Raw genomic sequence first — 26,035 nt, 5'->3', positions numbered from 1 at the left:
TTCAACTCCATTCTTAGGAATTGGGCTTCTGTAAAAGTATATGTTGGGCAGGGAGAGATGTGCGGAGATAATCAGCTTTTTATATGTGAAAAGGCCGTTTTTACCAATAGATCAGATTGGTCATTTTCGTCAACATTCGATAAAATATAGAGAGATAAAAAGAGAGGGGTCTTCTAATTTGGGAGCAGAGTTTTTAGTAGGCAGGTCCGGGAGTGGAAAAACGAAGCTGATCATCAACAGCATTCAGGATGAATTGCGCCGGGCTCCATTCGGGAAGCCGATCATTTTTCTAGTCCCGGATCAAATGACGTTTTTAATGGAATACGAGCTTGCTAAAACGCCAGATATGGGCGGGATGATACGCGCTCAAGTGTTCAGTTTTTCACGATTGGCCTGGCGCGTCCTCCAGCATACGGGAGGAATGAGCAGGCCGTTTCTGACGAGCACCGGCGTACAAATGCTCCTGCGGAAGCTCATTGAGGAGCATAAACAGGAGTTCAAAGTCTATCAAAAAGCGAGTGACAAAAGCGGGTTTACCGCACAGGTTGAGCGGATGCTGACAGAGTTTAAGCGCTATTGTCTGGAACCGGAGGATATCCGCCGGATGGCGGAAAGCGGAACGGCTTCCGAGTATCGCGGAGAACGTGTTTTATCTGAAAAGCTCCATGACTTATCAATTCTGTATCAGCAAATGGAAAAAAGCCTCGCAGATCAATATCTTCACTCTGAGGATTATTTGACATTGCTGGCAGAGCATATCCCGCTTGCGGAAGATATAAAAGGCGCCCATATCTATGTGGATGGCTTTTATCAGTTTACCCCGCAGGAATTCAGGGTGTTGGAGCAGCTTATGGTTCATGCGGAGCATATCACGTTTTCGCTCACAGCGGACAAGCCGTCATATGAGCGGGAGCCGCATGAACTGGAATTGTTCAGAATGACGGGGAAAACCTATTACCGCCTGCATCAGAAGGCGAAGGAACTGAATTTGGACATTACGTATAAAGAGCTGAGCGGGACTGAGCGGCATACAAAGACGCCGGAATTGGCGCATCTAGAGGCACAGTATGAAGCGCGTCCGGCCATTCCATACGCAGAAAAACAAGAAGCCCTTACTGTGATGCAGGCCGCAAACAGACGAGCTGAGCTGGAAGGCATTGCTCGGGAAATTCACGCCCTAGTCAGAGAGAAGGGATATCGCTATAAGGATGTAGCAATTCTTGCGCGCCAGCCGGAAGACTACAAGGATATGGTGAAGGAAGTTTTCGCAGATTACGAGATTCCTTATTTCATTGACGGAAAAGCATCTATGCTGAACCATCCGTTAATTGAATTTATCCGGTCGAGCCTTGATGTTCTGAAAGGGAATTGGCGTTATGAAGCGGTGTTTCGCTGCGTGAAAACCGAACTGCTATTCCCGCTCAATGAACCGAAGGCCAAAGTGAGAGAACAGGTCGATCAGCTCGAAAATTACTGTATCGCCTATGGTATTAAAGGCGACCGCTGGACAAAGGGCGATCGGTTCCAATACAGGCGTTTTGTGTCATTGGATGATGATTTTGCGCAGACTGATCAGGAAATCGAAATGGAAAACATGTTGAATGACACCCGCGATTGGATTGTTCCGCCGCTTTTTCAGCTTCAAAAACGCATGAAAAAAGCGAAGACGGTTCAAGAGAAGGCGGAGGCGCTCTATCGTTATTTAGAAGAGACGGATGTGCCGCTGAAGCTGGATCAGGAAAGGCAGCGTGCTGAGGATGACGGCAGAATTATTGAAGCGCAGCAACATCAGCAGGCGTGGGACGCAGTCATTCAGCTGCTTGAGGAGTTTGTTGAAATGATGGGAGATGATGAGATTTCTCTTGATTTGTTTCAGCAAATGATAGAAGCCGGCGCGGAGTCGCTTACATTTTCTCTAATTCCGCCTGCGCTTGACCAGGTGTTTGTCGGCAATATGGATTTGTCCAGAATGTATGGCACCTCCTGCACCTTTGTGCTCGGGGCAAACGACGGCGTTCTGCCGGCACGCCCTGATGAAAACGGGGTCCTGTCGGATGACGACCGGGAATGGCTGAAAACGATTGGGGTTGAGCTATCCTCAGGCGGACGAGAGCGTTTGCTTGATGAGCACTTCCTCATCTACATGGCGTTTTCAAGTCCGTCTGACCGGCTTTACGTATCGTATCCGATTGCTGATGCAGAAGGAAAAACGCTTTTGCCGTCGATGATCGTTAAGCGGCTGGAAGAACTGTTTCCGCATCATAAGGAGCGCCTGTTAACAAATGAACCTGAACAGGTCAGCGATGAGGAACAGCTGATGTATGTCGTGAATAAAAGCGTGGCACAGTCCTTTACCGCGAGCCAGCTCAGGTTATGGACACGGGAATACGACATCAGCGACGTCTGGTGGAGCACGTACAATGTGCTGATGAGTGAGCCGGACAGGCTGCAGTCGAAAAAGCTGTTCTCAAGCCTGTTTTTCCGGAATGAAGTGAAGCAGCTTGAACGCAGCGTGTCGAGACAGCTCTATGGTGAACGCATTCAGGGCAGTGTATCGAGAATGGAAACCTTTAACGCATGCCCGTTTTCCCATTTTGCGTCACACGGGCTGCATTTGAAGGAACGGCAATTCTTCAAGCTTGAAGCACCGGATATCGGCCAGCTGTTTCATTCCAGCTTAAAGCTGATTTCTGATAGGCTGCGTGAGCAAAAGCTGGATTGGCGCGATTTAACGAAGGAGCAGTGCGAGCTGTTTTCCTATGATGCGGTAGAGCGGCTGGCACCGAAACTGCAAAAGGAAATTCTGCTCAGCTCAAACCGGCATTATTATGTGAAGGAAAAACTGCAAAAAATTGTGACACGTGTGTCCGGCATTTTAAGCGAGCATGCGAAAGCGAGCGGATTCGTACCGATCGGGCTTGAACTGGGCTTTGGAGGAAAAGGGCCGCTTCCGCCGCTGACCTTTCAACTGAAAAACGGCTGTACGATGGAACTCGTCGGGCGAATTGACCGTGTTGATAAGGCTGAAAGCTCAAAAGGCCTGCTCCTCAGGATTGTCGATTATAAATCAAGCGACAAAGGCCTTGACTTAGCGGAAGTATATTACGGATTGGCACTGCAAATGCTGACGTACCTTGATTTATCGATTACACATTCAGCTGACTGGCTCGGGATGAGGGCGACGCCTGCCGGAGTGCTGTATTTCCATATTCATGACCCGATGATTCAATCTAATCTCCCGCTTGGGCTTGACGAGATTGAACAGGAGATCTTTAAGAAATTTAAAATGAAGGGCTTGCTCCTCGGTGATCAGGAAGTGGTTCGCCTCATGGATACAACCCTTCAAGAGGGACGTTCAAATATCATAAACGCCGGCTTGAAAAAAGACGGCTCTCTCAGATCAGACTCAGCAGCAGTCGGTGAAAAGGAATTTGATCTTTTGACAAAGCATGTGCGCCGCACCTTCCAAGAAGCGGGCGAACAAATCACCGACGGGCGCGTATCCATTGAGCCGTACAAAATGAAGAACAAGACGCCGTGCACATACTGTGCGTTCAAATCAGTATGCCAATTTGATGAATCACTGGAAGAAAACGAGTATCGCCCATTAAAGGCTGAAAAGGACAAGACAATACTTGAGTGGATAAAAAAGGAGGCGGATGGCAATGAACATTCCTAAACCGGCAGACAGCACATGGACAGATGACCAATGGAATGCCATTGTTTCAACCGGCCAGGATATTCTTGTGGCAGCGGCTGCGGGCTCTGGTAAAACCGCTGTGCTCGTTGAACGAATGATTCGGAAAATCACCGCGGAGGAAAACCCAATAGATGTAGACCGTCTTCTCGTTGTGACATTTACAAACGCCTCAGCGGCAGAGATGAAGCACCGAATCGCAGAAGCCTTGGAAAAAGAGCTTGTACAGCGCCCCGGCTCGCTGCATATTAGACGCCAGCTGTCTCTTTTAAACCGGGCCAGCATTTCGACGCTCCATTCCTTTTGCCTGCAAGTGCTGAAGAAATATTACTACTTGATCGATCTTGATCCGGGCTTTCGGATAGCTGATCAGACGGAAGGCGAGCTGATCGGGGATGAAGTGCTTGACGAGCTGTTTGAAGACGAATACGCAAAGGGCGAAAAGGCGTTTTTTGAGCTTGTTGACCGCTATACGACAGACCGGCATGATCTGGATCTGCAATTTCTCGTTAAACAGGTGTACGAGTATTCCCGATCCCATCCCAACCCGGAGGCGTGGCTGGAAAGCTTTGTTCATTTGTATGATGTATCAGAAAAGAGCGCCATCGAGGAGCTGCCGTTTTATCAATATGTCAAAGAAGATATTGCAATGGTGCTTAACGGGGCGAAGGAAAAGCTCTTGCGCGCGCTTGAGCTGACGAAAGCGCCGGGCGGCCCGGCGCCGCGTGCTGACAATTTTCTTGATGATCTTGCTCAGATTGATGAACTGATTCAGCATCAGGACGATTTCAGTGAACTATATAAGCGGGTGCCCGCCGTCTCTTTTAAGCGTGCCAAAGCAGTAAAAGGGGATGAGTTCGATCCAGCGCTCCTTGATGAGGCGACAGATTTGAGGAACGGCGCAAAAAAACTGCTTGAAAAGCTCAAAACCGACTACTTCACGCGAAGTCCTGAACAGCACTTGAAAAGCCTAGCCGAGATGAAGCCTGTCATTGAAACGCTCGTACAGCTTGTCATCAGCTATGGAAAACGATTCGAAGCTGCGAAACAGGAAAAATCAATCATCGATTTTTCGGATTTGGAGCATTACTGTTTAGCGATTTTGACAGCTGAGAATGACAAAGGTGAACGTGAGCCGAGCGAGGCTGCAAGGTTTTATCAGGAACAGTTTCATGAGGTGCTCGTTGACGAATATCAGGATACCAACCTCGTGCAGGAATCGATTCTGCAGCTCGTCACAAGCGGTCCGGAGGAGACTGGTAACCTGTTTATGGTAGGAGATGTCAAACAGTCGATTTATCGATTCAGGCTTGCGGAGCCGCTTCTTTTCCTCTCTAAATACAAACGGTTTACAGAGAGCGGAGAAGGCACGGGGCGGAAAATCGATTTAAATAAAAATTTCCGAAGCCGGGCTGATATTTTAGACAGCACAAACTTTTTATTTAAACAGCTGATGGGCGGCAAAATCGGTGAGGTCGATTATGACGAGCAGGCTGAGCTGAAGCTTGGTGCAGCGTATCCGGACAATGACGAGACGGAAACAGAGCTGCTGCTGATCGACAACGCAGAAGATACGGATGCAAGCGAGGAAGCAGAAGAGCTTGAAACGGTGCAGTTTGAGGCAAAAGCCATCGCTAAGGAAATTCGTAAGCTGATTTCATCGCCGTTTAAGGTGTATGACGGAAAAAAGAAAACACATCGCAATATTCAATACCGAGATATCGTGATTTTGCTCCGTTCGATGCCGTGGGCTCCGCAAATCATGGAGGAGCTGAGAGCACAGGGCATACCGGTTTACGCCAATTTAACGTCAGGCTATTTCGAAGCGGTCGAAGTCGCCGTCGCGCTTTCTGTGCTGAAGGTGATTGATAATCCGTATCAGGATATACCGCTTGCCTCTGTGCTGCGCTCACCGATTGTCGGAGCAGATGAAAACGAGCTGTCTTTGATCCGGCTTGAAAATAAAAAAGCGCCGTACTATGAGGCGATGAAAGACTACCTGGCTGCTGGTGACCGGAGCGATGAGCTTTATCAAAAGTTAAATACGTTTTACGGACATCTGCAAAAATGGCGCGCGTTTTCGAAAAACCACTCAGTATCTGAGCTGATTTGGGAAGTGTACCGCGACACCAAATATATGGATTATGTCGGCGGCATGCCGGGCGGAAAACAGCGCCAGGCCAATTTGCGTGTTCTTTATGACAGGGCGCGTCAATATGAATCAACGGCATTTCGCGGCTTGTTCCGTTTCCTGCGGTTTATCGAACGCATGCAGGAGCGGGGCGATGATCTTGGTACGGCGAGAGCGCTCAGCGAGCAGGAGGATGTTGTCCGCTTAATGACGATCCACAGCAGCAAAGGGCTCGAATTTCCAGTCGTGTTTGTAGCAGGTCTCGGCCGGAATTTCAACATGATGGATTTGAACAAATCGTACCTGCTGGATAAGGAGCTCGGATTTGGCACGAAGTATATTCATCCGCAATTACGCATCAGCTATCCGACACTTCCGCTCATTGCGATGAAGAAAAAAATGCGCAGGGAGCTGCTGTCAGAGGAATTGCGTGTGCTCTATGTTGCATTAACGAGAGCGAAGGAAAAGCTGTTTCTGATTGGCTCATGTAAGGATCATCAGAAACAGCTTGCAAAATGGCAGGCATCCGCGTCCCAAACTGATTGGCTTCTGCCGGAATTTGACCGCTATCAGGCGAGAACGTATCTAGATTTCATTGGGCCGGCTCTTGCCAGGCACAGAGACTTGGGGATTTGGCTGGTGTGCCAGCACACGCTGACATCTCAGGTCACCCGGCTCGTTTTGCCGTTCAAATGATCCATTCCTATGATTTGCTTGATGATGATCTGGAAGAAAGAATGGAAGAAAAAAGCGAGCGCCTAGAAGCGATCCGCCGAGGTGAACCAGTTCCCGGCTCGTTTGCGTTTGATGAAAAAGCCCGCGAGCAGCTGAGCTGGACCTACCCGCATCAAGAAGTGACGCAAATTCGGACAAAGCAATCAGTTTCTGAGATCAAGAGAAAAAGAGAGTACGAGGATGAATACAGCGGCAGGGCCCCTGTAAAACCGGCTGATGGAAGCATTCTGTACAGACGTCCCGCTTTTATGATGAAAAAAGGCCTGACAGCGGCAGAGAAAGGGACTGCCATGCATACGGTTATGCAGCATATCCCGCTGTCACATGTGCCGTCGATAGAAGAAGCTGAGCAGACGGTTCACAGGCTTTATGAAAAAGAGCTTCTCACTGAAGAACAAAAAGACGCTATTGATATAGAAGAAATCGTGCAATTTTTCCATACAGAAATCGGCGGACAGCTGATCGGTGCTAAGTGGAAGGACCGGGAAATACCATTCAGCTTAGCGCTTCCGGCCAAGGAGATCTATCCTGATGCACACGAGGCAGATGAGCCGCTTTTAGTGCAGGGTATTATTGACTGTCTCTATGAAACTGAGGACGGATTATATCTATTGGATTATAAGTCGGACCGGATTGAGGGCAAATTCCAGCATGGATTTGAAGGAGCGGCCCCGATCTTGAAGAAACGATATGAAACGCAAATTCAGCTGTACACGAAGGCAGTGGAGCAAATTGCAAAAACAAAGGTAAAGGGATGTGCGCTTTATTTCTTTGACGGAGGGCACATTCTGACATTATAGCGAGATCCATAAGCTCCGGAATTTCAGGCGGAGCGGGTCTCGTTTTCTATATAAAAGAGAGGTGAAAGCATTTGCGGATTTTACATACGGCTGACTGGCATCTTGGAAAAACGCTTGAAGGAAGAAGCAGGCTGAGTGAACAGGCCGATGTGCTGGATGAACTGAATACGATTGTAAAGGATGAGCAGATCGATGCCATTGTAATGGCGGGGGATGCATTTGACACCGTAAACCCGCCAGCTTTAGCCGAGCAGCTGTTTTATGAAAGCCTGTCTGCGCTTAGCGACAGAGGAAAGCGCCCGATCGTCGTCATTGCCGGAAATCACGATAATCCTGACCGTTTGTCCGCCGCTTCACCGCTGACACATGAAAACGGCATTCATTTAATCGGTTATCCGACAACAGAGCCGATTCATATTGAAGTGCCTTCAGCAGGAGAGCTTTTGGCGGTTGGAGCGCTGGCGTACCCATCTGAAGCGCGGTTAAATGAAGTGCTATCCGATACGTTTGATGAAAAGCTGCTCCGTGATCACTATGATGTGAAAATCAGGCAGGCGTTTGAGCATATGACAAGCCGGTTCCGGACCGATGCAGTGAAGATTGCCGCCAGCCATATTTATGTGGCAGGCGGAAACCAAACCGATTCAGAGCGGCCGATTGAAGTCGGCGGTGCATACACGGTGGCTGCTGAAAGCCTGCCGGCAGATGCCGCTTACGTTGCGCTCGGCCATTTGCATCGCCCGCAAACGATCAAGCGGGCGCGGACGCTTGCGCGTTATTCAGGATCTCCGCTCGCCTACAGCTTTTCTGAAGCGGGCTACGCTAAATCAGTGACGATTGTGGACGCAAAGCCTGGGGAAGAGGCCACTTGGCAAGAGGTGTTATTATCAAGCGGCAAGCCACTTGTGAAGTGGAAAGCGGCAAATGGATTAAGTGAGGTGTACAGCTGGCTGGATGAAGGCAGAGATCAGAATGCTTGGATTGACTTGGAAATCCGTGTCGCGGACCAGCTGTCACTTGAAGAGATTCACAGGCTGCGGAAGGCGCACCCGGGCTTTATCCATATCAGGCCGGTTTTTGAAGAACAGAACAAAGACCGGGAACGGATCGAGGTTAAACATGTCTCAATCGAGGACCGCTTTAAGAAATTTTATGAAAAACAAACTGGCGGTGCGGTGCCGGATGAAGAAATGGTGAAGCTGTTTTTAGAGCTTGCATCAGGCGTTGAAGAGGAGGATGCGAAATGAAGCCGATCGCCTTAAGCATTAAGGGGCTCCACAGCTTTAGAGAGGAGCAGACGATAGATTTTGAAGGCCTTTCCGGTGCCGGTGTTTTCGGCATTTTCGGCCCGACAGGAAGCGGTAAATCCTCTATACTCGACGCAATGACGCTTGCTTTATACGGAAAGGTGGAACGGGCGGCGAATAATACGCACGGAATCTTAAATCACGCCGAAGATACGCTGTCTGTGTCCTTTACCTTTGCGCTTCAGACGAATCACCAAATCTCATACAAAGTCGAGCGTGTGTTTAAGAGAACGGATGAAATGAAGGTAAAAACGGCACTTTGCCGCTTCATCGAAATCAAGGACGAGCATACGGTGCTGGCTGATAAAGCCAGCGAAGTGAATAAAAGAGTGGAGGAGCTCTTAGGGCTGACGATCGACGATTTTACGAGAGCGGTGGTGCTGCCCCAAGGGAAATTTGCTGAATTTCTGTCTTTAAAAGGGGCAGAGCGCAGGCATATGCTTCAGCGTTTATTTAATTTGGAGCAATATGGAGACAGGCTTGTGAAAAAGCTGAGACGGCAGGCGCAGGAAGCCAATGCGAGAAAAAATGAAATGCTTGCTGAACAGTCCGGTCTCGGTGAGGCGAGCTCAGAGGCAGTGGAGCAGGCTGAAAAGGTTCTCGAACAAGCTGAAGCCCGGCTGGAAGCGATGAGGAAGAACCGTGATCAGGCGAAGGAGCGGTTTACAGAGCATCAGGAGATATGGAATGTCCAAAAGGAAAAATCCACTTATGAAGAAGAGGAAAAACGTCTCGCAGAAGAACAGCCGCATATAGACAGCATGCAAAAACGCCTGCTGGAAGCAGAAACAGCAGCAGCCCTTAAACCCTATGCGGACCGGTACGCAGAAGCGATCCAGCATGAGGAGCAAGCTGAAAAGGAACAAACGCTAGCCCAAAAGGATTTAGCAGACCGGACAGCTTTCTTTCAGCAAAAACATGAAGAGTATGAAGCGTGGCGCCAGCATAAAAGCGAGAAAGAGCCTGAGCTTTTAACAGAGCAGGAACAGCTTTCACGCTTGCAGGAAATCGAAATCAAACTGAGTGAGGCCAAGCAAGAGGAAGAGCGCAAAAAGGCTGACCTCCGGCAGAAAGAAGCGGCTCTTCAATCTGTCATGAATGAATTAGAGGCCGTAACAGACCGCCTGACACGAGGGCAAAACAGACAGACAGAATTGAAACAGCAGCTCAAATCCCTGCAGGTGACATCCGATGAGCGAAAAAGCTGCCAGCAGGCCGCAGAAATGGCATTGCGCATCAGACAAACCGAGGAGCAAATCAAAAAAGAGAAAAAACGAAGTGAAGAATTGAACCTCGTGCTGCAGAAGATGAATGAAGAGAAGAATACACTCGTTCAAAAGACGGAAGCGGAAGAAAACAACATCATTCAGGCATATGAGGCTGTACAAACTGTGTACCATTTGGTGTGCGAAACGGAACGCTCATTAACACATATGACGGAAGAGGCTAGAAAGAGTCAACACACGCTTCACTTACAGCGTGAAAAAGCAAGGGTGGCACTGCTGACAAAAGAGTTAGCCCAAAAGCTGACTGCCGGTAAGCCTTGCCCGGTATGCGGTTCAACCGATCATGATCCATCTGCCTCAGTACATGAAACATATGAAGCCGACAGCCATCTTGAAGAGGACATTAAACGGACAGATGTATTATTGACGGAAGCTGCAGCTCTCAGCCAGGAGATTCTTTCAGCCAAAATTACGCTTGAAGAACAGTCCGCGCGCTTTATTGAACAGTGTCCGTTTTTGCAGACAATTCAAGCACAGAACCTTGAAGCGGCAGCTTCCTTCGAACATCAGCCGGTGTATGAAGCATTTGAAACTGCCAAATTTGAATGGAAACGAATCAAGCAGGACATTCTTTCTGTTAAGACACGAATGGCACAAATGATTGGCGCCTATCAGGAGTCTTTAAAAAAGGCCGAGCAGCTTAATGAAAAAATCGGTTTTGAAAAAAGAGAAGCTGACCGTATTGAAAGCATCATCAGCGAGCTTCAATCCTCAATGGACAGCAGTCTGAATATGTTTAAAGAAGCATTTCAGAATCAATCTGTGGACGAAGCAGAAAAATGGCAGCAAGCCATTGAAGAAAAGGACCGGGCTGCAGAAGAATGTGAAAAACGAATTGAGAAGAGTATCGCGTTTCTTGCTGAGCATGAAGCACAAAAGGAAAAACTGCGGGAATCTGGACACCGGCTTGAACGGGAAAAGCTGGAGCTTCATTATGCGGCTGAACGCATCAAGAGCGTGATAGCTGATTATGAGCACGAACTCGGAGATTATGCAAAAGGAGATTCGATTCAAATCAAACTCCGCTCTGTCCAGCAGGATCTAAAGCTGTTAAAGGAAAAAGAACAATCTTTATATGAAGAACTGCAAAGCGCCCAAATGAAGCTCAACCAAGCGAAAAGCCGCGCTTCGGCAAGCGAGCTCACTCTTCAAGAGGCGAAGGGCAGATTGGAAAAAGCAAAAGCTGCTTGGCTTGAGCATACAAAAAACACCTCCATTACCCGGACTGAGGAGGTTGAACAAAGTCTCATCCCAGCTGATGAACTTGAAAAGATGAAAACCGGCATAGACCAGTTTATGGATAAACTGAAGCAAAATGCTGCAAACTTAAAACGAGTAGCAGAGATACTTGCCGGCAGAGCATTATCAGAGAGCGAATGGAACGAAACCGTTGCAGCATTACAAAAAGCTGAGGACGCATTTGGCGCTGCTATAGAGGAAAAAGGCGCGGCAGCAAAAGCACTGGCTGTCATTCGCGACCATCATAAACGGTTTAATGAAATTGAAGCTGAACTGAAAAAATGGCAGACGCATATCGACAGGCTGGACAAGCTGCAAGCTGTGTTTAAAGGCAATACCTTCGTTGAATTTTTAGCTGAGGAGCAGCTTGAAAGCGTTGCGAGGGACGCCTCAGCAAGACTCAGTATGCTGACAAGACAGCGCTATGCCATCGAAGTAGATTCAGAAGGCGGCTTCGTGATGCGGGATGACGCGAATGGAGGCGTAAGACGCCCGGTTTCCAGTTTGTCTGGAGGAGAGACCTTCCTCACCTCGCTTTCACTTGCTCTTGCGCTGTCTGCTCAGATTCAGCTTCGCGGGGAATACCCGCTGCAGTTCTTTTTCTTAGATGAAGGCTTCGGCACACTGGATCAAGATCTGCTTGATACGGTTGTAACGGCCTTGGAAAAACTTCAGTCAGACAATCTGGCTGTCGGTGTCATCAGCCATGTGCAGGAACTGCGTGCACGGCTTCCGAAAAAGCTGATCGTCCATCCGGCTGAACCGAGCGGCCGCGGTACGCGGGTATCACTTGAGTTGATGTAAGGGAGGAGCGGATATGGCAAAGCAGACTGCCGGAATATGTGAGCTGTGCGGCCGGAGCGATGTCCAGCTGACAGAGCATCATCTCACACCGAAAGAGGAAGGCGGAACGTTTTTGCCGACAGCGATGCTCTGTATTCCTTGTCATAAACAGATTCATGCCTTATATACCAATCAAGAGCTCGCCGTACGTTTAAACGGAATGGCTGAACTCAGAAGCGATCCAGAGCTTGCCCGGTTTGTCAAATGGATCAGAAAACAGCCGCCTGAGAAGCTGATCAAAACAAAGAAATCAAATGAACGAAAAAAGAAAAAATGACTAAAAAGCAGCCCTCTCTTTGCAGAGCGGCTGCTTTTATCCGTTTCCAACCATATCCTGATCGTTGACATCGGGGTCTATATAATTTGTCGCGTTGACTGCATTATTTAATAGAAGGAAATCTCCCGTGTTTCCTGCTCCCGAACCGAGCGCAGATTTTGAAGAGCTTTTCGGAGAAAGGTAAAAGGAATCACCAAAGTTTACGACTCCGCCCGATATGGAATTGATAGCTATAGGCCCGACAATTGCTGGCATAAACGACACCCTTTATCGAAGTCTCTGTTTATTATATGTTCTTGGCGGGCGATTGTGAGCGCGGAGACTGAATCTGTCTGATATGTTTGAGTCTCGCATCACCGCGAATAAGCGAAGCTGATCCGGCATGTAAAACAGAAGAGGCTGAGACCCCTTGAATTTTGATGCTGCGAACATAAATAGCCGGCACCTCGTGGCAAAACGCGCTTTGTACACCTGTTTCGGGGAGCGGCTTCACAGCCTGCTGCTGAAAGATCTGATACTCCTTTTTGTTAAATGAGCCTTCATTATGGTAAAACGTGGACAGAGAACGCTGCACAGCAAATACTTTTACACTCATATCGATTTCATTTGTGTCGCCAACTTGAAACACACTTGCGATCCCGAGGGAATTAAACTTAACTAGTCTGATGCGCGATATGCGTTTAAGCATTATTCTGGCGCAAGCGGAGCAAACGGCCCAATAATAAGAGATTCAGGCGGTGTATCAAAAATAGAAGACAGGTAAATGGATTCAGTGTCTCCGATGTGGAAAACGGAGGAACTGGACACACCGTTCATCCGGATGTCCCCGACTTCTAAGCTGCGGTTGATGACTGTAAAGATCATGCTTGCTCATCTCCTTTCATTTCTGATGGAATATGCTCCAGAAAGTGTTCTACAGCGCGGATGACATCACGCTTCACATGCTCAGCGATATGTTCTGCATATTGTGCAGGCGGTGTATGTTCTTCTTTTTTGATATGGGACATATAATAATGGATTCGGCTGTCCATTTGTTTTCTGATGTCTTCAATAACATGATGTCTGTTTGTATCGTCAAGTCTGCTGTCATATTGGTTTTCAAGCTGTTCCAAAATATCTGGGATTTCCTCGGTTAAGTACATGTCGACATTCTGGCGGATCTGCTGCATGAGCTGAGCGCTCTCTTCCTGCTGCATCATCCCGATTTGCGGTGTCGACTGGCTGACGTCAAAGTTTTGGACGCTGTTCGGGTCAGTCGGATTTAAACCGATGTTCAAAGTCCCGTCGAGCCTTTCGATTTTCAGCTGATCAAATTTATACTCCACACGCTCAATGGTAGTGGCCGGCCGCTGTTTCATCGTATTCATTTCAGTTTGAATCTCTTTCAGCTGACGTTCGAGCTGCTGAATGTGAATCGCCTGCTGCTGAACGAAGGAATTCAAGTTTTGCAGGTAAGAGGAAACAGATTGATCATACATGTTCTTCACCTCTTTCATATGATTAACGGCCAGGAGGCTGGAGCGGGACCAATGAACCTGTGTCGGGCTCCTGCAGCTGGAGCGGTTGCCCTGAGCCAGAAACTTCTGGTGCCGGTTCTACATAGCTTCCTGTATTATACAAATTTGACAGTGACTTGATTGATCCGGCGCTCCCGATTTGCAGAATGGAGGAGTTGCTGATTGATTCCAGCCGGAGATAGTTGATTTGAATGGTTTGATTAATATAGAAGTTCATGAGCCTCACTCCTTTTACGCATTGGCCACGATCGGCTGATCAACCGCATCATTGTCATACACATTCGTCGCGTTTTGATAATTCATCACCTTGAGGCTGTCGCCGGTATTAAAGCTGCCAGCACCGGCAAACGTTCTGACCTGAGCCTGAGGAGAAATCGTAATGCAGTCCCCGATGTGAACGACTCCGCTCGTACCAATCGCATTAATTTTAAACGCTCCGACAATGGCCGGCATACGAGCACATCCTTTGTTGAAAAATTAAAAAAAGACAGGTAAAGTGAAATGACAATTCTGATTTCAATTGGGCTATTCACGATAGCTTATGACAAACGCACATATGTGTGAGAGAAATTTAAAGGGGACATATCGGCTCTTTATGAAAGCGCTTTATTTTTTCGGGCCGTTATGTTTAAACATGGCAAAAGAGGATGTTGGGTATAAATTGAGCGGAAATGCGGCGAAGGATGCCGCTATCCGCCTATGGTGATTTTTGTTTATTTCTTTGGTGTTTTTGCGTGTAGAATGCTTTTTGGAGTATGTCGTGCTGCGGTATTCGATTTTTGGGCGGGCACATTCTCGCCCTGAGGTATATCCCAGAAGTGCTGAGCAAAAAGCGGAGTTACATGTGGTGTATTCTAATTGTTATAGAAAATGATTTACATACGGGAGTTTTCAAGATATCTCCCAAAAATCATTTCTTCTTTAATCCGGGTATTCAGCAGGATATCCAGCTCTTGGCTGCATTGAATCGTTTCTTTTGAATTCATGCCATATTTTTGTGCGGTTTCAATTAGTGTGATCCTCATTTCTTCAATTTTACTGTTCATTACGCTATCTCCAATTCTAGATTTTATTTTGATATAAATACAGGATATCGTTAGTATAACCTATTTTGGCTCAAAAGGTTGCCTTTCGTCAATTTGACTAAAAAAGCGACAATTTTTGCTGCGGCCTTTTTTAATGGAGAAAGGACTAAAGTCTTGCTAAGTGTGCTTGCAAAAAGTCCTGCCGTTCCTCAATTTCTCTAAGTATGTTGGTCTGCTCCTTTTCGATTTGAAAGGGGCTTTTTTTGATAAAAGGATCATCAGCAGCACTTTGACAAATGTCAAGGTGCCATTCGTTGATGAGAGGAGATAATCGTTCAATAGTAAACGACCGCTTCAGCACGTTTTTCATTAAGGTGTGATATTGCGACCTGAAGGCGGGAATGGATAGAAGCCTTGACGAAAGCGTCTTTCCTTTTGTCAGAAGCGGGTCTTCTTCATACCATTCTTGTACGGCAAGCGATCTTGTCTCCATCGGGGAAACGTAAAGCCGACCGGATTCGTTTAAACAAAATGTGTAGTAAAAGCCTTGATTGGTGCAGGCGTTGCCGATCAGCCACAAAAAAAACAGCTTGACATCCAGATACAATTTAATCCTTTCAGCCAATTCGTCATCTCCGGCTGTGCGGATCAGTATGAAAAATTCATGTAAGAATGCCGAGAAATCATTGTTAAAAAGGGACAATGGAACCCTTGGATCGGCCGTCTTCACTCCGTAACTCCTTTTACCGGCTGGCTGATGGTTCTTGATGTTCAAATAAATGCCTTCAGGCTGGCCATTGATGGTCAGAAAGCTGTACGAGGCAACGGGAGCAGGTACGCCGATCTGGTCAAAAAAACAATAGGCGAGTCTGCGCCGCATCAGGGACGGATCATCCTGTTCTGCATTCAAAAAAAGTGTCCTTTCACCAAGCAGAGACTTTTCCCAGCTGATTTCATAGGATGCCTTTTCCGCTCTGTCACGCTGTGTGAGAAGAATGGGAGAAACAGATCGATCTGTTACGAAAAGCCCCTTGGCTGTACCTTTCCTTTTCAGCTGCTCCCGATGAAAAAATAAATGCACGCGCTCCATATTCTTTCCTCCTTCTCAAAACGACATTTGTATGATATGTAGAGCAAGCCCGTCCTGAAACGAAATGAAAACGGAATTGAGAAAAAGGGATTTCAGCATTCGACAGAGAATACATGAAGGAGCATTCTGATTTAAAAGATGATGGAGGAATAACATGAAATTTGCGACAGGGGAACTTTACAACCGAATGTTTGTCGGCCTGATCATTGATGATGAGAAAATTATGGATTTGCAAAAGGCTGAAAAAAAACTGTTTGAACTTGAGACGATTCCGGGATCGCTGATTGAATGTATCGCAGAAGGGGATAAATTCGTTGCGCATGCAAGGCAGCTGGCCGAGTGGGCAAAGAAACCGAATGATGAGCTGGGATCATTTATGTATTCATTATCTGAGGTGAAGCTCCATGCACCCATTCCGAAGCCATCAAAAAATATCATCTGCATCGGCAAAAACTACCGGGATCACGCGATTGAAATGGGAAGCGAGGCTGATATTCCGGAGCATCCGATGGTATTTACAAAATCGCCGGTAACGGTTACGGGGCATGGTGATATCGTAAAGAGCCATGAAGAGGTTACCTCTCAGCTTGATTATGAGGGAGAACTTGCTGTCGTGATCGGAAAAAGCGGGACCCGCATTTCAAAAGAAGATGCATATGACCATGTTTTCGGATATACGATTGTGAATGATATCACGGCGCGTGATCTGCAAAAAAGGCATAAGCAGTTTTTTATCGGAAAAAGCTTGGATACGACATGTCCGATGGGGCCCGTGCTTGTACATAAATCAACGATTCAGGAGCCAGAGCGCCTCAAGGTTGAAACAAGAGTCAACGGCGAGCTGCGCCAATCCGGTTCGGCAAGCGATATGATCTTTTCCATTCCGGAATTAATTGAAACCCTCTCAAAGGGGATGACGCTTGAAGCGGGCGACATTATTGCCACCGGTACGCCGTCTGGTGTCGGCAAGGGGTTTACGCCTCCAAAATTCTTGCGGTCAGGTGATAAAATTGATATTACAATTGATCCGATCGGAACGCTGTCAAACCAAATTGGCTGAATAAAACTGGAGGGCGGACCCGGACCCGCCCGTTTTTTCTGATAATCATCTTTGTGACAGAGGACAAGTTCATGGTACTATAAGTGGGGTAATTTATCTGATAGGGGGAACATATATGACACACCTACATATTACGACATGGGTGGTAGCGCTGATTCTGCTTTTCGTCAGCTACTCGCTGTATTCGTCAGGAAGTGCAAAGGGCGCAAAAATCACTCATATGATTCTGCGGTTATTCTATATCCTTATTATTTTGACAGGAGCTGAGCTGTTTGTCCGTTTCGCCAACTGGAACGGAGAATACGCCGGCAAAATGATTCTGGGCATTATCACCATCGGCCTGATGGAAATGCTCCTCATCCGCAAGAAAAAAGAAAAATCAACAGGAGGCCTGTGGGTCGGCTTCGTCATTGTCCTTTTGCTGACAGTGCTGCTCGGTCTGCATTTGCCAATTGGTTTTCAATTGTTTTAATAGAAAAACCTATGAACCCGGCTCTTTGATAGAGTTGGGTTTTTTTATATTTATCCCCTCATATTCCAAATCATTTAAAATAACCTTAAAATTCCCTGTAAGCGGTATCTCGTCCTATGAAATTATGATACCTTCAAGGAGATTCATTATTTTGCAGGAGGGATAACATGAAACGCAGAAAATTCAGCTCGGTTGTGGCGGCAGTGCTTATTTTTGCACTGATTTTCAGCCTTTTTTCTCCGGGAACCAAAGCTGCTGCGGCCGGCGCGATCGATCAGGCGGCTGCTCTGGAAAACGGCAAAGAACAGACAGGCGCCATGAAGGAGCCGGAACAGGTGAAATGGTACAAAGTGACCCCGGGAGCAACGGATATTCAGAAACACTCACATATGGCACTGACCGTAAAGAGTGATTCAGTACTGAATGTATCTGTATATCCAAGTAAGGAAAAAGCGCTTAAAGATGAAATGTTTGAGATGTACCGTTCTTTCACAGCGGAGGATGGAAAAAGCGAAGTCATTTTTCCATACGCGTGGAGCGGCCCTTACTATGTAAAAGTTGAATACCTCGGAGAAGAAGAACCAGAGGACGGCGGAACGGCAGAAGCAGCTGCAGAAGCCAAGTATACGATCGGGTATAAAGGCACCAAAAAACAGCCGTCAGATTTAGAAGAGGAAGAAGCTTGTCCGGTTGAAATGAGTGTCGATCAGAAGAAATCAGGAAAAGGCATCCTGGATAAGTTGAGAGCGATTCGTGATGAGCAGCTGAGCCAAACAGCAGAAGGCAAAGAACTGACAAGCCTTTATTACAAAGCAGCACCGTTTATCGTTGCAAAACTCGCACTCAATAAAACAGCAAGAAATGAAATCTATCAGGATCTTGTGACATTAAAGCCGTTATTTGACGATGTGTCAGAAAACGGAGCATCATCTTCGTATAAGGTCACTGAAAAGGAACAAAAAGCAATCAACCGGCTATATGATAAAGCTTTACAATCAGTCCCGTCATTCCTTAAAGAGGAGATAAAGAAACAAGCGGACCGACTAAATATGAAGCAGCTGCAAGGCAAAACAGCCGGAGCCATTTTAACAGAAAACAATATTGCAGCAAAAAGTGAAGTTCAGACAACAAAGGTTATTTTCAAGGTGAAGGACAATAAAAGCCTCTCATCCGTACATAATGAAATGAAGGGCTTTTCTGCAAGCGCGCAATCGAAAAAAGACATATCTAATGTGAAAAAGGCAAAGAAACTGTTTGACAATCTGTATTCATTTGAACTTCCGAAAGACGAGAAACAGAACGGCGCATATACGGCAAGCGCCAAAAGGGTCAAAAGCGCTGCTGCGACACTATCCAAGATGTCCAATGTAGAGTTTGCGGAACCCGTCCAGGAATACAAAAGCCTGGCAAACGATATTCAGTACCCTTATCAATGGCCGCTTAAAAACAACGGTGAAAACGGCGGTGTCAAAAATGCGGATGTGAAATATGAGCCTGCCAACACATTGCTGTCCAAACGCAAGCTTAACGATACACTCATTGCAGTAGTAGACACAGGCGTAGACAGTACGCTTGCCGATTTAAAAGGAAAAGTAAGAACAGATCTCGGACACAATTTTGTCGGACGAAATAACAATGCAATGGATGATCAGGGGCATGGGACGCATGTCGCAGGCATTATTGCGGCCCAAAGCGATAACGGCTATTCAATGACTGGATTGAATGCCAAAGCAAAAATCATCCCTGTAAAAGTGCTTGATTCCGCAGGTTCCGGAGATACTGAACAAATTGCTCTCGGCATCAAATATGCTGCTGACAAAGGAGCAAAGGTGATTAATTTAAGTTTAGGCGGAGGCTACAGCCGCGTGCTTGAATTTGCTTTGAAGTACGCGGCTGACAAAAATGTCTTGATTGCCGCAGCCAGCGGGAATGATGGAGAAAATGCCTTATCTTATCCTGCATCTTCTAAATATGTGATGTCAGTCGGCGCAACGAACCGCATGGATATGACCGCTGATTTCTCTAACTATGGAAAAGGTCTGGACATCTCTGCTCCAGGGTCTGATATCCCGAGCTTAGTGCCGAACGGAAATGTCACGTACATGAGCGGAACGTCTATGGCGACGCCGTATGCTGCCGCTGCTGCAGGATTGCTGTTTGCTCAAAATCCTAAGCTGAAAAGAACAGAAGTTGAGGATATGTTGAAAAAGACGGCAGATGATATTTCCTTTGAAAGTGTCGATGGCGGAGAAGAAGAGTTGTATGACGATTATGGCGATCCGATTGAAATTCCGAAGACACCTGGTGTAGACTGGCATTCAGGCTACGGGCGGCTGAATGTCATGAAGGCTGTCAGCGCAGCTGATTTACAGCTTAAGGTCAACAAGCTGGAAAGCACTCAAACAGCTGTCAGAGGGAACGCGAAGGAAGGCACACTTATCGAGGTGATGAACGGCAAAAAGAAACTCGGCAGCGCCAAAGCCGGAAAAGACAATGCGTTCAAGGTTAATATTGCGACTCAAAAACAGGATCAAGTACTGTATGTGAAAGCAACAAAAGGCGATGCGAAAACATCGTATAAAGTTGTTGTCGTCAAAGGAAAACCTTCCGGCACACCGAAAGTAAACGCGGTGAAAACGAAGGATACGGCAGTAAAAGGGAAGGCAAACAGCAAAGCGATGATCAGAGTGAAAAACAAATCAAAGAAGGTCATTGCTTCTGCCAAAGCTGACGCAAAAGGAACGTTTTCGGTGAAAATCAAAAAACAAAAAGCCGGAACGGTGCTGTACGTCACGGCTGTGGATACAGATAAAAAAGAAAGCAAGGAAGCAAAAGTTGTTGTTGAAAAGTAACCAAAAAGCGGTGCTCGATGCACCGCTTTTTTATTTGCGCCCCCGTTGGACTGCTGAATACATAATGGATCGCTTTCCGTTTGAAGCCGTCCATTCAAAACGGTCTCCTGTCCCTTCGCTGCTGTAGTGATGCTGCATCGCGCATTGTGCGGTGTCATTTGAAAAGTGATAAAAGGACACACCCTGCCCCGCCGAAGTATTCGAAAAGACTCCTTTATTATAAGAAAAGACGCAATCGAATACCGATAAGCCAAAGCTGTGCAAGTGCTGCAGAAATGCGAGAAAGGTTTCGTCGTCAAGCGAATCCAAAAGCGCCATGAGCGGCCGCTTGACTGATTTCTCATAGCGGATGCGTTCTCCGCCGGAAAGGGAGATGTTTTCTGCACCGCATGCCAAAACCAACTTGTCCTGAAAGCCGGCTTGCTCCCACTTTCCTTTATGATGGATCCAGATTGGGCTGTGTTGGAGACTGTCCGCCAGCAGTATATCGCCTTCACCGTTTTCGATTAAGCAGATGCCGTCTTCAATGAGGATGGTGCCGTATTCCCACTTTCGTTCCTCTGTATATAACAATTGTTTCCGTTTCATCCATGCTGTCTCCTTTTTCTTCATTCCTCTCTTTTCTTTCCAATTCAAGCCTGTCCCATACAACTCTTTTATGGACAAATCAACTATCTGCCTATAGATGCATAAACTTACTAAGGTGCTGAAAGAAACGAAATTGTTACGAAAGAAACGGGATTGGAGCTGATGTCACATGTGTGGAATTACGGGTTGGGTCGATTTTAAAAAGCAGCTCGTCCAGGAAAAACAAACGATGGACAGAATGACAGACACTCTTTCCAAACGAGGGCCTGATGATTCAAACGTTTGGGGGGAGCACCATGTTTTGTTCGGACATAAAAGACTTGCGGTTGTTGATATTGAAGGCGGACGCCAGCCGATGGCGTGTACCTATAAAGGCGATACGTACACCATTATTTACAATGGCGAGCTTTATAACACGGAAGATTTGCGCAAAGAATTGCGGGCGCGGGGCCATCAATTCGAGCGTACGTCAGATACCGAGGTGCTTCTGCACAGCTACATCGAATGGCAGGAAGACTGTGTCGACCATCTCAATGGCATATTCGCTTTCGCTGTGTGGGATGAAAAGCGAAATTTGTTGTTTGCCGCGAGAGACCGTCTCGGCGTAAAGCCGTTTTTTTACACGAAGGAAGGCTCTTCATTTCTCTTCGGTTCGGAAATCAAAGCAATCCTCGCGCACCCTGATATAAAAGCGAGAGTGGACAGAACGGGACTTTCTGAAATTTTCGGTCTTGGACCGTCCAGAACCCCGGGCACTGGCATATTTAAAGGCATAAAAGAAATCCGCCCGGCTCACGCGCTGACATTTTCCAAAGACGGACTTAATATTTGGCGTTATTGGAATGTTGAAAGCGAAAAACATACGGACAGTTTTGATGACACGGTTGCCAATGTCAGATCGTTATTTCAGGACGCGGTGACGCGGCAGCTTGTGTCGGATGTGCCTGTTTGCACATTCCTATCAGGCGGTCTGGACTCAAGCGCGATTACAGCGATTGCGGCGGGCCATTTTGAAAAGGAAGGAAAAGCACCGCTTCATACTTATTCGATTGATTACGAAGAGAACGATAAATATTTTCAAGCAAGCGCTTTTCAGCCGAATGATGACGGACCATGGATTGAAAAAATGACAGAGGCTTTCGGCACAACGCACCACAAATGCGTCATCAGCCAAAAAGACCTCGTTGATCATTTGGAGGAAGCTGTACTGGTCAAAGACTTGCCGGGAATGGCAGATGTCGACTCATCCCTGCTGTGGTTTTGCCGGGAAATCAAAAAGGACTTTGTCGTCAGCCTATCGGGAGAATGCGCGGATGAGATTTTCGGCGGGTACCCGTGGTTCCATACGGCAGATGTTGAGTCTGGCTTTCCATGGATGAGATCAACGGAGGAGCGGATCAAGCTGCTTTCTGACTCATGGCAGAAAAAATTGAATCTGAAAGAATACGTAAATGCCAAATATGAAGAAACCTTGGCAGAAACGCCATTATTAGATGGTGAAACGGGTGTGGATAAAGCAAGAAGACAGCTGTTCTATTTAAATATGCTTTGGTTTATGACGAACCTTTTGGATCGGAAGGATCGCATGAGCATGGGGGCGAGCCTGGAAGTGCGGGTGCCGTTCGCCGATCACCGGCTTGTGGAATATGTTTGGAATATTCCGTGGGAAATGAAAATGCATGATAATCGGGAAAAAGGCATTTTACGCAAAGCGCTTGAAGGTATTTTGCCTGATGACATTCTGTATCGCAAAAAAAGCCCGTATCCGAAAACACACCATCCGGAATATACAAAAGGCGTCAGCGAATGGCTGAAAACGATCAGAAGCCAAAAGGACTCCGTGCTCCATACCTTACTGGACAGAAAACAATTAGATCAGCTTTTAGAAACGGAAGGCTCCTCCTTCAAGGTGCCGTGGTTCGGGCAGCTCATGAAGGGGCCCCAGCTGATCGCCCATCTTGCTCAAATTCATACATGGTTTGAAGCGTATCGCATTGATATTGACGAGAGGTAGGTTCAATACAAATGTGATTAAAAGCCAGAGATGTATAGATTTAAATAAGAAGGATAGATGAGCAGGGAAATATATGCTCTATCTATCCTTTTTTGTACAACAGCACTATCGAATTGCCCCCGCATTCCTGCAATAAGAATGAATAGGTTTTAATGTTCTGCCGATAAAACTAGCTGATACCGGGCTTAACTTTAATTCCCTAGCCCATACAGAAAGTTGACCAATATGGTGAATTTCGTGAGCGATGATATGGTGTAATATTTCATCTCGCGTATATAAAACACCTGTCTTCCAAGGAACGCTTACAAGTTCATCTTTTATTTGATCTGAATGTGTTTGTAAAACATCAATTATTTCAGTTCGGAATGTATTTGAGAGAGATTTCACTTTATTGAGTGTTTGATAATCAGCGAACTGAACAGCGATATCTTCTTTTCCTTGGATAGCACGAATCCAACTATATTCCACATCAATAATATGAAAAAGGGTATATAAAATATTCTCTACTCCGCCAAGACGGTTTTTAAGTAATTCTTCAGTGGTTAGTTGATGACACCAAGTAAACCATTGATCTCTAACCTGCCAGTTATATTCAAAAAATTTCATCACTGAACTCACTCCAATACTATCATGTATCATAACAATTAGCCCTTTTTTCCGTGATTCCTCTATTATTGAAGTGATGATTGAGAAATGTTTACATTCTACCTGTTGTATGGCATTAAAAATAATAATGCATATCTCGTCGATGATGCTGTGCGTCTTGTTACTTTTACAAAGTAAGAATCGGCATTTTCTTCATATACAATTAGGAAAAAACATACTAGACTTGAAGAAGCAGTGATACATAGGAGTGAGAAAATGAAAGAGATAAAAGAAGCTTACCAGCAATGCGGACAGATTGTTGGCGAATACGCGCCAGCCTGTTTCAAAGCATTATCATATCTCCCGCTAAAGCAAAGACAAGCCTCTTGGGCAGTATTGTCGTTTTGCCACACGGCGGCCAGTGCAGACGAAAAGGTATTGCCCGCATTTGAAGCTAAAGCTGATCATGTTTACCAAAGGACAAATAACGGTAATCAACATCTATGGAAGGCTTTTGATCATGCGTATCGGACCTTTACATTGGAAAGCGAACCTTTTCGGGAGTTTATTGCCGCACAAAAAGAAGACGCCAAGCCGTATGATGACCTTGATGAACTGCTCATGTACGCATATCGGACGGGCGGTGCTGCCGGATTGATGCTGCTGCCGATACTGACACGCCGAAAACAAGATCAGCTCAAACAAGCAGCCGTCTCTCTCGGCTTGGCCATACAGCTGGTTCGCTTCTTAAGTGATCTTGGCACAGATCAGCAAAAAAACCGCATTCCCCGTCAGGTAATGCAGCAATTCGGCTATACAGAGGCTGATCTCCAAAAAGGCACCGTGAATAAGGCGTTCACAATGACGTGGGAGTATATCGCTTTTGAAGCAGAAGCCTACCTTGAAGAGTGTCAGGATGCCTTGCCGCTATTTCCGCAGTATTCTCAAAAAACGGTGAAAGCCGCTCTTCATTTGCACCGGGCTGTTATAGAAAAAATCCGGGCGAAGCAGCACGATGTATTTCAACATCACTTCGCTCTCACAGAGACCGAAGTGAAGCAGATTCTCTCTGATATCTAAAAAAACACCCGGCCTTGATTGAGCCGGGTGTTATGCCATACCTTTTTGAATCCAAATACGTGAGCGCCATCTTCTGTACATTAAGATTCCCCGGACCCATTCATCCGCGATAAAAGAAATCCAAATGCCGGCAAGACCGAAACCGAGGTGGATGCCGAAAAGATAAGCAAGCGGGAGGCCGATGCCCCACATTGAAATCATTGCCATGTAAACCGGGAATTTCGCATCCCCCGCGGCCCGCAGAGAGTTAATGATAATGACATTAAACGAGCGGCCTGGTTCAAGGATAATGGTCATGGCAATCAATAGGCTTGCAGTTGCTATAATGTCAGGGCTTTGTGTGAAGAGTCCGATCAGGTCTTTTGAAAAGATCGTCATCAAAACAGAGGTAGCCGCAGCAATTCCGAGTGCCCAATATAAGCTCTTCATGCAGCGCTCATAAGCGGCATCAAATTGTTTGCCGCCGATATAACGGCCGATTAAGATTTGTGTACCCTGGCTGATCGCAGTGCCGAACAGCAAAATAAACATCGTAATATTTTGCGTATACACTTTTGTTGTCAACGCCTGCGCGCCCATGATGGCGATAAAATACGTGACAATCATTTGCGAAAGGTTGTATGAAAGCTGCTCTCCCGCAGAAGGAATGCCGATTTTCAGCAGCTTGCGCAAATGCTCTTTATGCATATGAAAGACTTTTTTCAGCGACATCTTCAGCTGGATGCGTTTGTTGACAATCACAATCATCGCGATTAATCCGATGACGCGGGCGATAGATGTGGACATGGCCACACCGGCAACGCCGAGAACAGGAAAGCCGAACAAACCGAAAATCACAACAAAGTTTCCGGCAATGTTTAAAATGTTCATGCCGATAGTGACAAACATTGTATCTTTTGTGTAGCCGTAGCTTTTTAAGATCGCGCTGAATGTCATGATTAAAGCCTGAATAAAGGACAGACCTCCGACAACTTGTAAAAAGACTTTCGCATCAGGCATCAGTGCGTTTGATAATCCCATCATATGAAGCAGAGGGACAGCCGCGAAAAAGACGACGGCGCTGATGGCCAGGCTGATGAAGAAGTTGGCGCCGATTGACACATAAGCGACTTCCATGGCTTCTTTCTTTTGCCGTGAGCCTAGAAATTGCGAAATGATAACGGTCGTTCCTGTTGCGATAAAGCTGAACATCACGATAATTAAATTTAAAATCTGGTTGCTGACGCCGACTGCTGCCACGCTGTTATCCGAGTATTGGCTGAGCATCAGTGTATCGGCATTACCCATAAACATATATAATGAGACCTCAATGAAGATCGGCCAAGTAAGCGAAAATAATGAGAACGTTTTGTCAGCGGGTTTTTTCAAAGCAGTTGATTTGAAGACAGCTTGTTTCATAGTGTCTAACCCCTTTCGTAAATAAAATCAACGTTTTAA

At 46.5% G+C, this 26,035-nt stretch carries 20 protein-coding genes and 1 pseudogene; 10 read left to right on the top strand and 11 right to left on the bottom strand.

The genetic code is table 11. From position 1 onward, the window contains the following. The first annotated feature begins 178 nt into the window (after positions 1 to 178). The 5 genes and pseudogenes from addB to hlpB all read left to right on the top strand — a co-directional run bounded on the left by addB (position 179) and on the right by hlpB (position 12,315). A complete protein-coding gene (gene addB / locus BGM23_RS16340; protein ID WP_003233101.1) occupies positions 179 to 3,679 on the top strand; it encodes a helicase-exonuclease AddAB subunit AddB in 3,501 nt (1,166 codons plus the stop codon). Beyond that, positions 3,666 to 7,363: pseudogene (addA, locus tag BGM23_RS16335) on the top strand (helicase-exonuclease AddAB subunit AddA). The gene addB and the pseudogene addA overlap by 14 nt, the downstream one beginning before the upstream one ends. 71 nt (positions 7,364 to 7,434) lie before the next feature. Next, on the top strand, positions 7,435 to 8,610 hold the full coding sequence (gene sbcD, locus BGM23_RS16330) for an exonuclease subunit SbcD (protein ID WP_003233099.1): 1,176 nt from the start codon (positions 7,435 to 7,437) through the stop codon (positions 8,608 to 8,610). Continuing rightward, positions 8,607 to 11,999, top strand: coding sequence for an exonuclease subunit SbcC (gene sbcC / locus BGM23_RS16325; protein ID WP_003233098.1), 3,393 nt, complete (start codon positions 8,607 to 8,609; stop codon positions 11,997 to 11,999). Before sbcD ends, sbcC begins: the two co-directional genes overlap by 4 nt. A 13-nt stretch (positions 12,000 to 12,012) precedes the next feature. After that, complete coding sequence (gene hlpB, locus BGM23_RS16320) at positions 12,013 to 12,315, top strand: HNH nuclease-like protein HlpB (protein WP_003233097.1); 303 nt, start codon at positions 12,013 to 12,015, stop codon at positions 12,313 to 12,315. 36 nt (positions 12,316 to 12,351) lie between these two features. Here hlpB and BGM23_RS16315 read toward each other — a convergent pair whose 3' ends face one another. The 8 genes from BGM23_RS16315 to BGM23_RS16275 form a co-directional block, all read right to left on the bottom strand. Beyond that, entirely contained in the window at positions 12,352 to 12,570 is a 219-nt protein-coding gene (locus BGM23_RS16315; protein WP_003233096.1) for a spore germination protein, read from the bottom strand. A 31-nt stretch (positions 12,571 to 12,601) separates the two neighbouring features. After that, entirely contained in the window at positions 12,602 to 13,003 is a 402-nt protein-coding gene (locus tag BGM23_RS16310) for a spore germination protein GerPE (protein ID WP_010886467.1), read from the bottom strand. Continuing rightward, on the bottom strand, positions 13,003 to 13,179 hold the full coding sequence (gene gerPD, locus BGM23_RS16305; RefSeq protein ID WP_003233093.1) for a spore germination protein GerPD: 177 nt from the start codon (positions 13,177 to 13,179) through the stop codon (positions 13,003 to 13,005). The genes BGM23_RS16310 and gerPD overlap by 1 nt, the downstream gene beginning before the upstream one ends. Beyond that, the gene (locus BGM23_RS16300) at positions 13,176 to 13,793 is read right to left on the bottom strand and encodes a spore germination protein GerPC (protein ID WP_015252404.1); all 618 of its coding nucleotides are present in this window, start codon (positions 13,791 to 13,793) and stop codon (positions 13,176 to 13,178) included. The genes gerPD and BGM23_RS16300 overlap by 4 nt, the downstream gene beginning before the upstream one ends. A 22-nt stretch (positions 13,794 to 13,815) precedes the next feature. Beyond that, on the bottom strand, positions 13,816 to 14,049 hold the full coding sequence (gene gerPB / locus BGM23_RS16295) for a spore germination protein GerPB (RefSeq protein ID WP_003233090.1): 234 nt from the start codon (positions 14,047 to 14,049) through the stop codon (positions 13,816 to 13,818). 14 nt (positions 14,050 to 14,063) lie between these two features. Then, positions 14,064 to 14,285: a spore germination protein gene (locus BGM23_RS16290; RefSeq protein ID WP_003233088.1), complete on the bottom strand. Its 222-nt coding sequence runs from the start codon at positions 14,283 to 14,285 to the stop codon at positions 14,064 to 14,066. 422 nt (positions 14,286 to 14,707) lie between these two features. Next, positions 14,708 to 14,878 carry an aspartyl-phosphate phosphatase YisI gene (yisI, locus tag BGM23_RS16280; protein WP_003233086.1) on the bottom strand — a complete coding sequence of 57 codons (171 nt, stop codon included), beginning with the start codon at positions 14,876 to 14,878 and terminating at the stop codon, positions 14,708 to 14,710. A gap of 145 nt (positions 14,879 to 15,023) precedes the next feature. Beyond that, on the bottom strand, positions 15,024 to 15,947 hold the full coding sequence (locus tag BGM23_RS16275) for a CotH kinase family protein (protein ID WP_029726290.1): 924 nt from the start codon (positions 15,945 to 15,947) through the stop codon (positions 15,024 to 15,026). A 154-nt stretch (positions 15,948 to 16,101) separates the two neighbouring features. Between BGM23_RS16275 and BGM23_RS16270 the strand changes: the two genes are divergently transcribed. From BGM23_RS16270 to wprA, 3 genes are all read left to right on the top strand, one after another. Then, positions 16,102 to 17,007, top strand: coding sequence for a fumarylacetoacetate hydrolase family protein (locus BGM23_RS16270; RefSeq protein ID WP_003233084.1), 906 nt, complete (start codon positions 16,102 to 16,104; stop codon positions 17,005 to 17,007). 115 nt (positions 17,008 to 17,122) lie between these two features. Then, entirely contained in the window at positions 17,123 to 17,479 is a 357-nt protein-coding gene (locus tag BGM23_RS16265) for a YisL family protein (protein WP_003244937.1), read from the top strand. 167 nt (positions 17,480 to 17,646) lie between these two features. Continuing rightward, complete coding sequence (gene wprA / locus BGM23_RS16260) at positions 17,647 to 20,331, top strand: cell wall-associated protease WprA (RefSeq protein WP_029726289.1); 2,685 nt, start codon at positions 17,647 to 17,649, stop codon at positions 20,329 to 20,331. A gap of 30 nt (positions 20,332 to 20,361) precedes the next feature. On the opposite strand, the gene BGM23_RS16255 is transcribed toward wprA, so the two are convergent. Next, positions 20,362 to 20,943: a DUF2777 domain-containing protein gene (locus BGM23_RS16255; RefSeq protein WP_072692655.1), complete on the bottom strand. Its 582-nt coding sequence runs from the start codon at positions 20,941 to 20,943 to the stop codon at positions 20,362 to 20,364. A gap of 145 nt (positions 20,944 to 21,088) precedes the next feature. On the opposite strand from BGM23_RS16255, the gene asnB reads away from it, so the two are divergent. Beyond that, entirely contained in the window at positions 21,089 to 22,933 is a 1,845-nt protein-coding gene (gene asnB, locus BGM23_RS16250) for an asparagine synthase (glutamine-hydrolyzing) (protein WP_003233080.1), read from the top strand. A gap of 105 nt (positions 22,934 to 23,038) precedes the next feature. Here the strand turns inward: asnB and BGM23_RS16245 are convergent, their stop codons facing one another. Then, on the bottom strand, positions 23,039 to 23,542 hold the full coding sequence (locus BGM23_RS16245) for a DinB family protein (protein ID WP_072692640.1): 504 nt from the start codon (positions 23,540 to 23,542) through the stop codon (positions 23,039 to 23,041). 231 nt (positions 23,543 to 23,773) lie between these two features. Here BGM23_RS16245 and farP point away from each other — a divergent pair, with 231 nt between their 5' ends. Continuing rightward, positions 23,774 to 24,598 (top strand): farnesyl diphosphate phosphatase, encoded by an 825-nt coding sequence (farP, locus tag BGM23_RS16240; protein WP_072692639.1) that lies wholly within the window; start codon positions 23,774 to 23,776, stop codon positions 24,596 to 24,598. Positions 24,599 to 24,628: 30 nt separating this feature from the next. Here the strand turns inward: farP and BGM23_RS16235 are convergent, their stop codons facing one another. Beyond that, positions 24,629 to 25,996, bottom strand: coding sequence for an MATE family efflux transporter (locus tag BGM23_RS16235; protein WP_014476390.1), 1,368 nt, complete (start codon positions 25,994 to 25,996; stop codon positions 24,629 to 24,631). Positions 25,997 to 26,035: the final 39 nt, after the last annotated feature.

The organism is Bacillus sp. FJAT-14266 (assembly GCF_001719225.1).
Lineage (GTDB): Bacteria > Bacillota > Bacilli > Bacillales > Bacillaceae > Bacillus > Bacillus subtilis.
The sequence above is the reverse complement of the archived record's forward strand: the minus strand, read 5'-3'. Positions and strand labels throughout refer to the sequence as shown.

Coding starts and splice junctions, on each gene's coding strand:
- BGM23_RS16255 (WP_072692655.1), bottom strand. CDS start 20,943: ATGAAGAAAAAGGAGACAGCATGGATGAAACGGAAACAATTGTTATAT.
- sbcC (WP_003233098.1), top strand. CDS start 8,607: ATGAAGCCGATCGCCTTAAGCATTAAGGGGCTCCACAGCTTTAGAGAG.
- BGM23_RS16290 (WP_003233088.1), bottom strand. CDS start 14,285: ATGCCGGCCATTGTCGGAGCGTTTAAAATTAATGCGATTGGTACGAGC.
- asnB (WP_003233080.1), top strand. CDS start 21,089: ATGTGTGGAATTACGGGTTGGGTCGATTTTAAAAAGCAGCTCGTCCAG.
- BGM23_RS16235 (WP_014476390.1), bottom strand. CDS start 25,996: ATGAAACAAGCTGTCTTCAAATCAACTGCTTTGAAAAAACCCGCTGAC.
- BGM23_RS16270 (WP_003233084.1), top strand. CDS start 16,102: ATGAAATTTGCGACAGGGGAACTTTACAACCGAATGTTTGTCGGCCTG.
- yisI (WP_003233086.1), bottom strand. CDS start 14,878: ATGAACAGTAAAATTGAAGAAATGAGGATCACACTAATTGAAACCGCA.
- BGM23_RS16315 (WP_003233096.1), bottom strand. CDS start 12,570: ATGCCAGCAATTGTCGGGCCTATAGCTATCAATTCCATATCGGGCGGA.
- hlpB (WP_003233097.1), top strand. CDS start 12,013: ATGGCAAAGCAGACTGCCGGAATATGTGAGCTGTGCGGCCGGAGCGAT.
- BGM23_RS16310 (WP_010886467.1), bottom strand. CDS start 13,003: ATGCTTAAACGCATATCGCGCATCAGACTAGTTAAGTTTAATTCCCTC.
- wprA (WP_029726289.1), top strand. CDS start 17,647: ATGAAACGCAGAAAATTCAGCTCGGTTGTGGCGGCAGTGCTTATTTTT.
- BGM23_RS16300 (WP_015252404.1), bottom strand. CDS start 13,793: ATGTATGATCAATCTGTTTCCTCTTACCTGCAAAACTTGAATTCCTTC.
- BGM23_RS16275 (WP_029726290.1), bottom strand. CDS start 15,947: ATGGAGCGCGTGCATTTATTTTTTCATCGGGAGCAGCTGAAAAGGAAA.
- gerPD (WP_003233093.1), bottom strand. CDS start 13,179: ATGATCTTTACAGTCATCAACCGCAGCTTAGAAGTCGGGGACATCCGG.
- BGM23_RS16265 (WP_003244937.1), top strand. CDS start 17,123: ATGACACACCTACATATTACGACATGGGTGGTAGCGCTGATTCTGCTT.
- gerPB (WP_003233090.1), bottom strand. CDS start 14,049: ATGAACTTCTATATTAATCAAACCATTCAAATCAACTATCTCCGGCTG.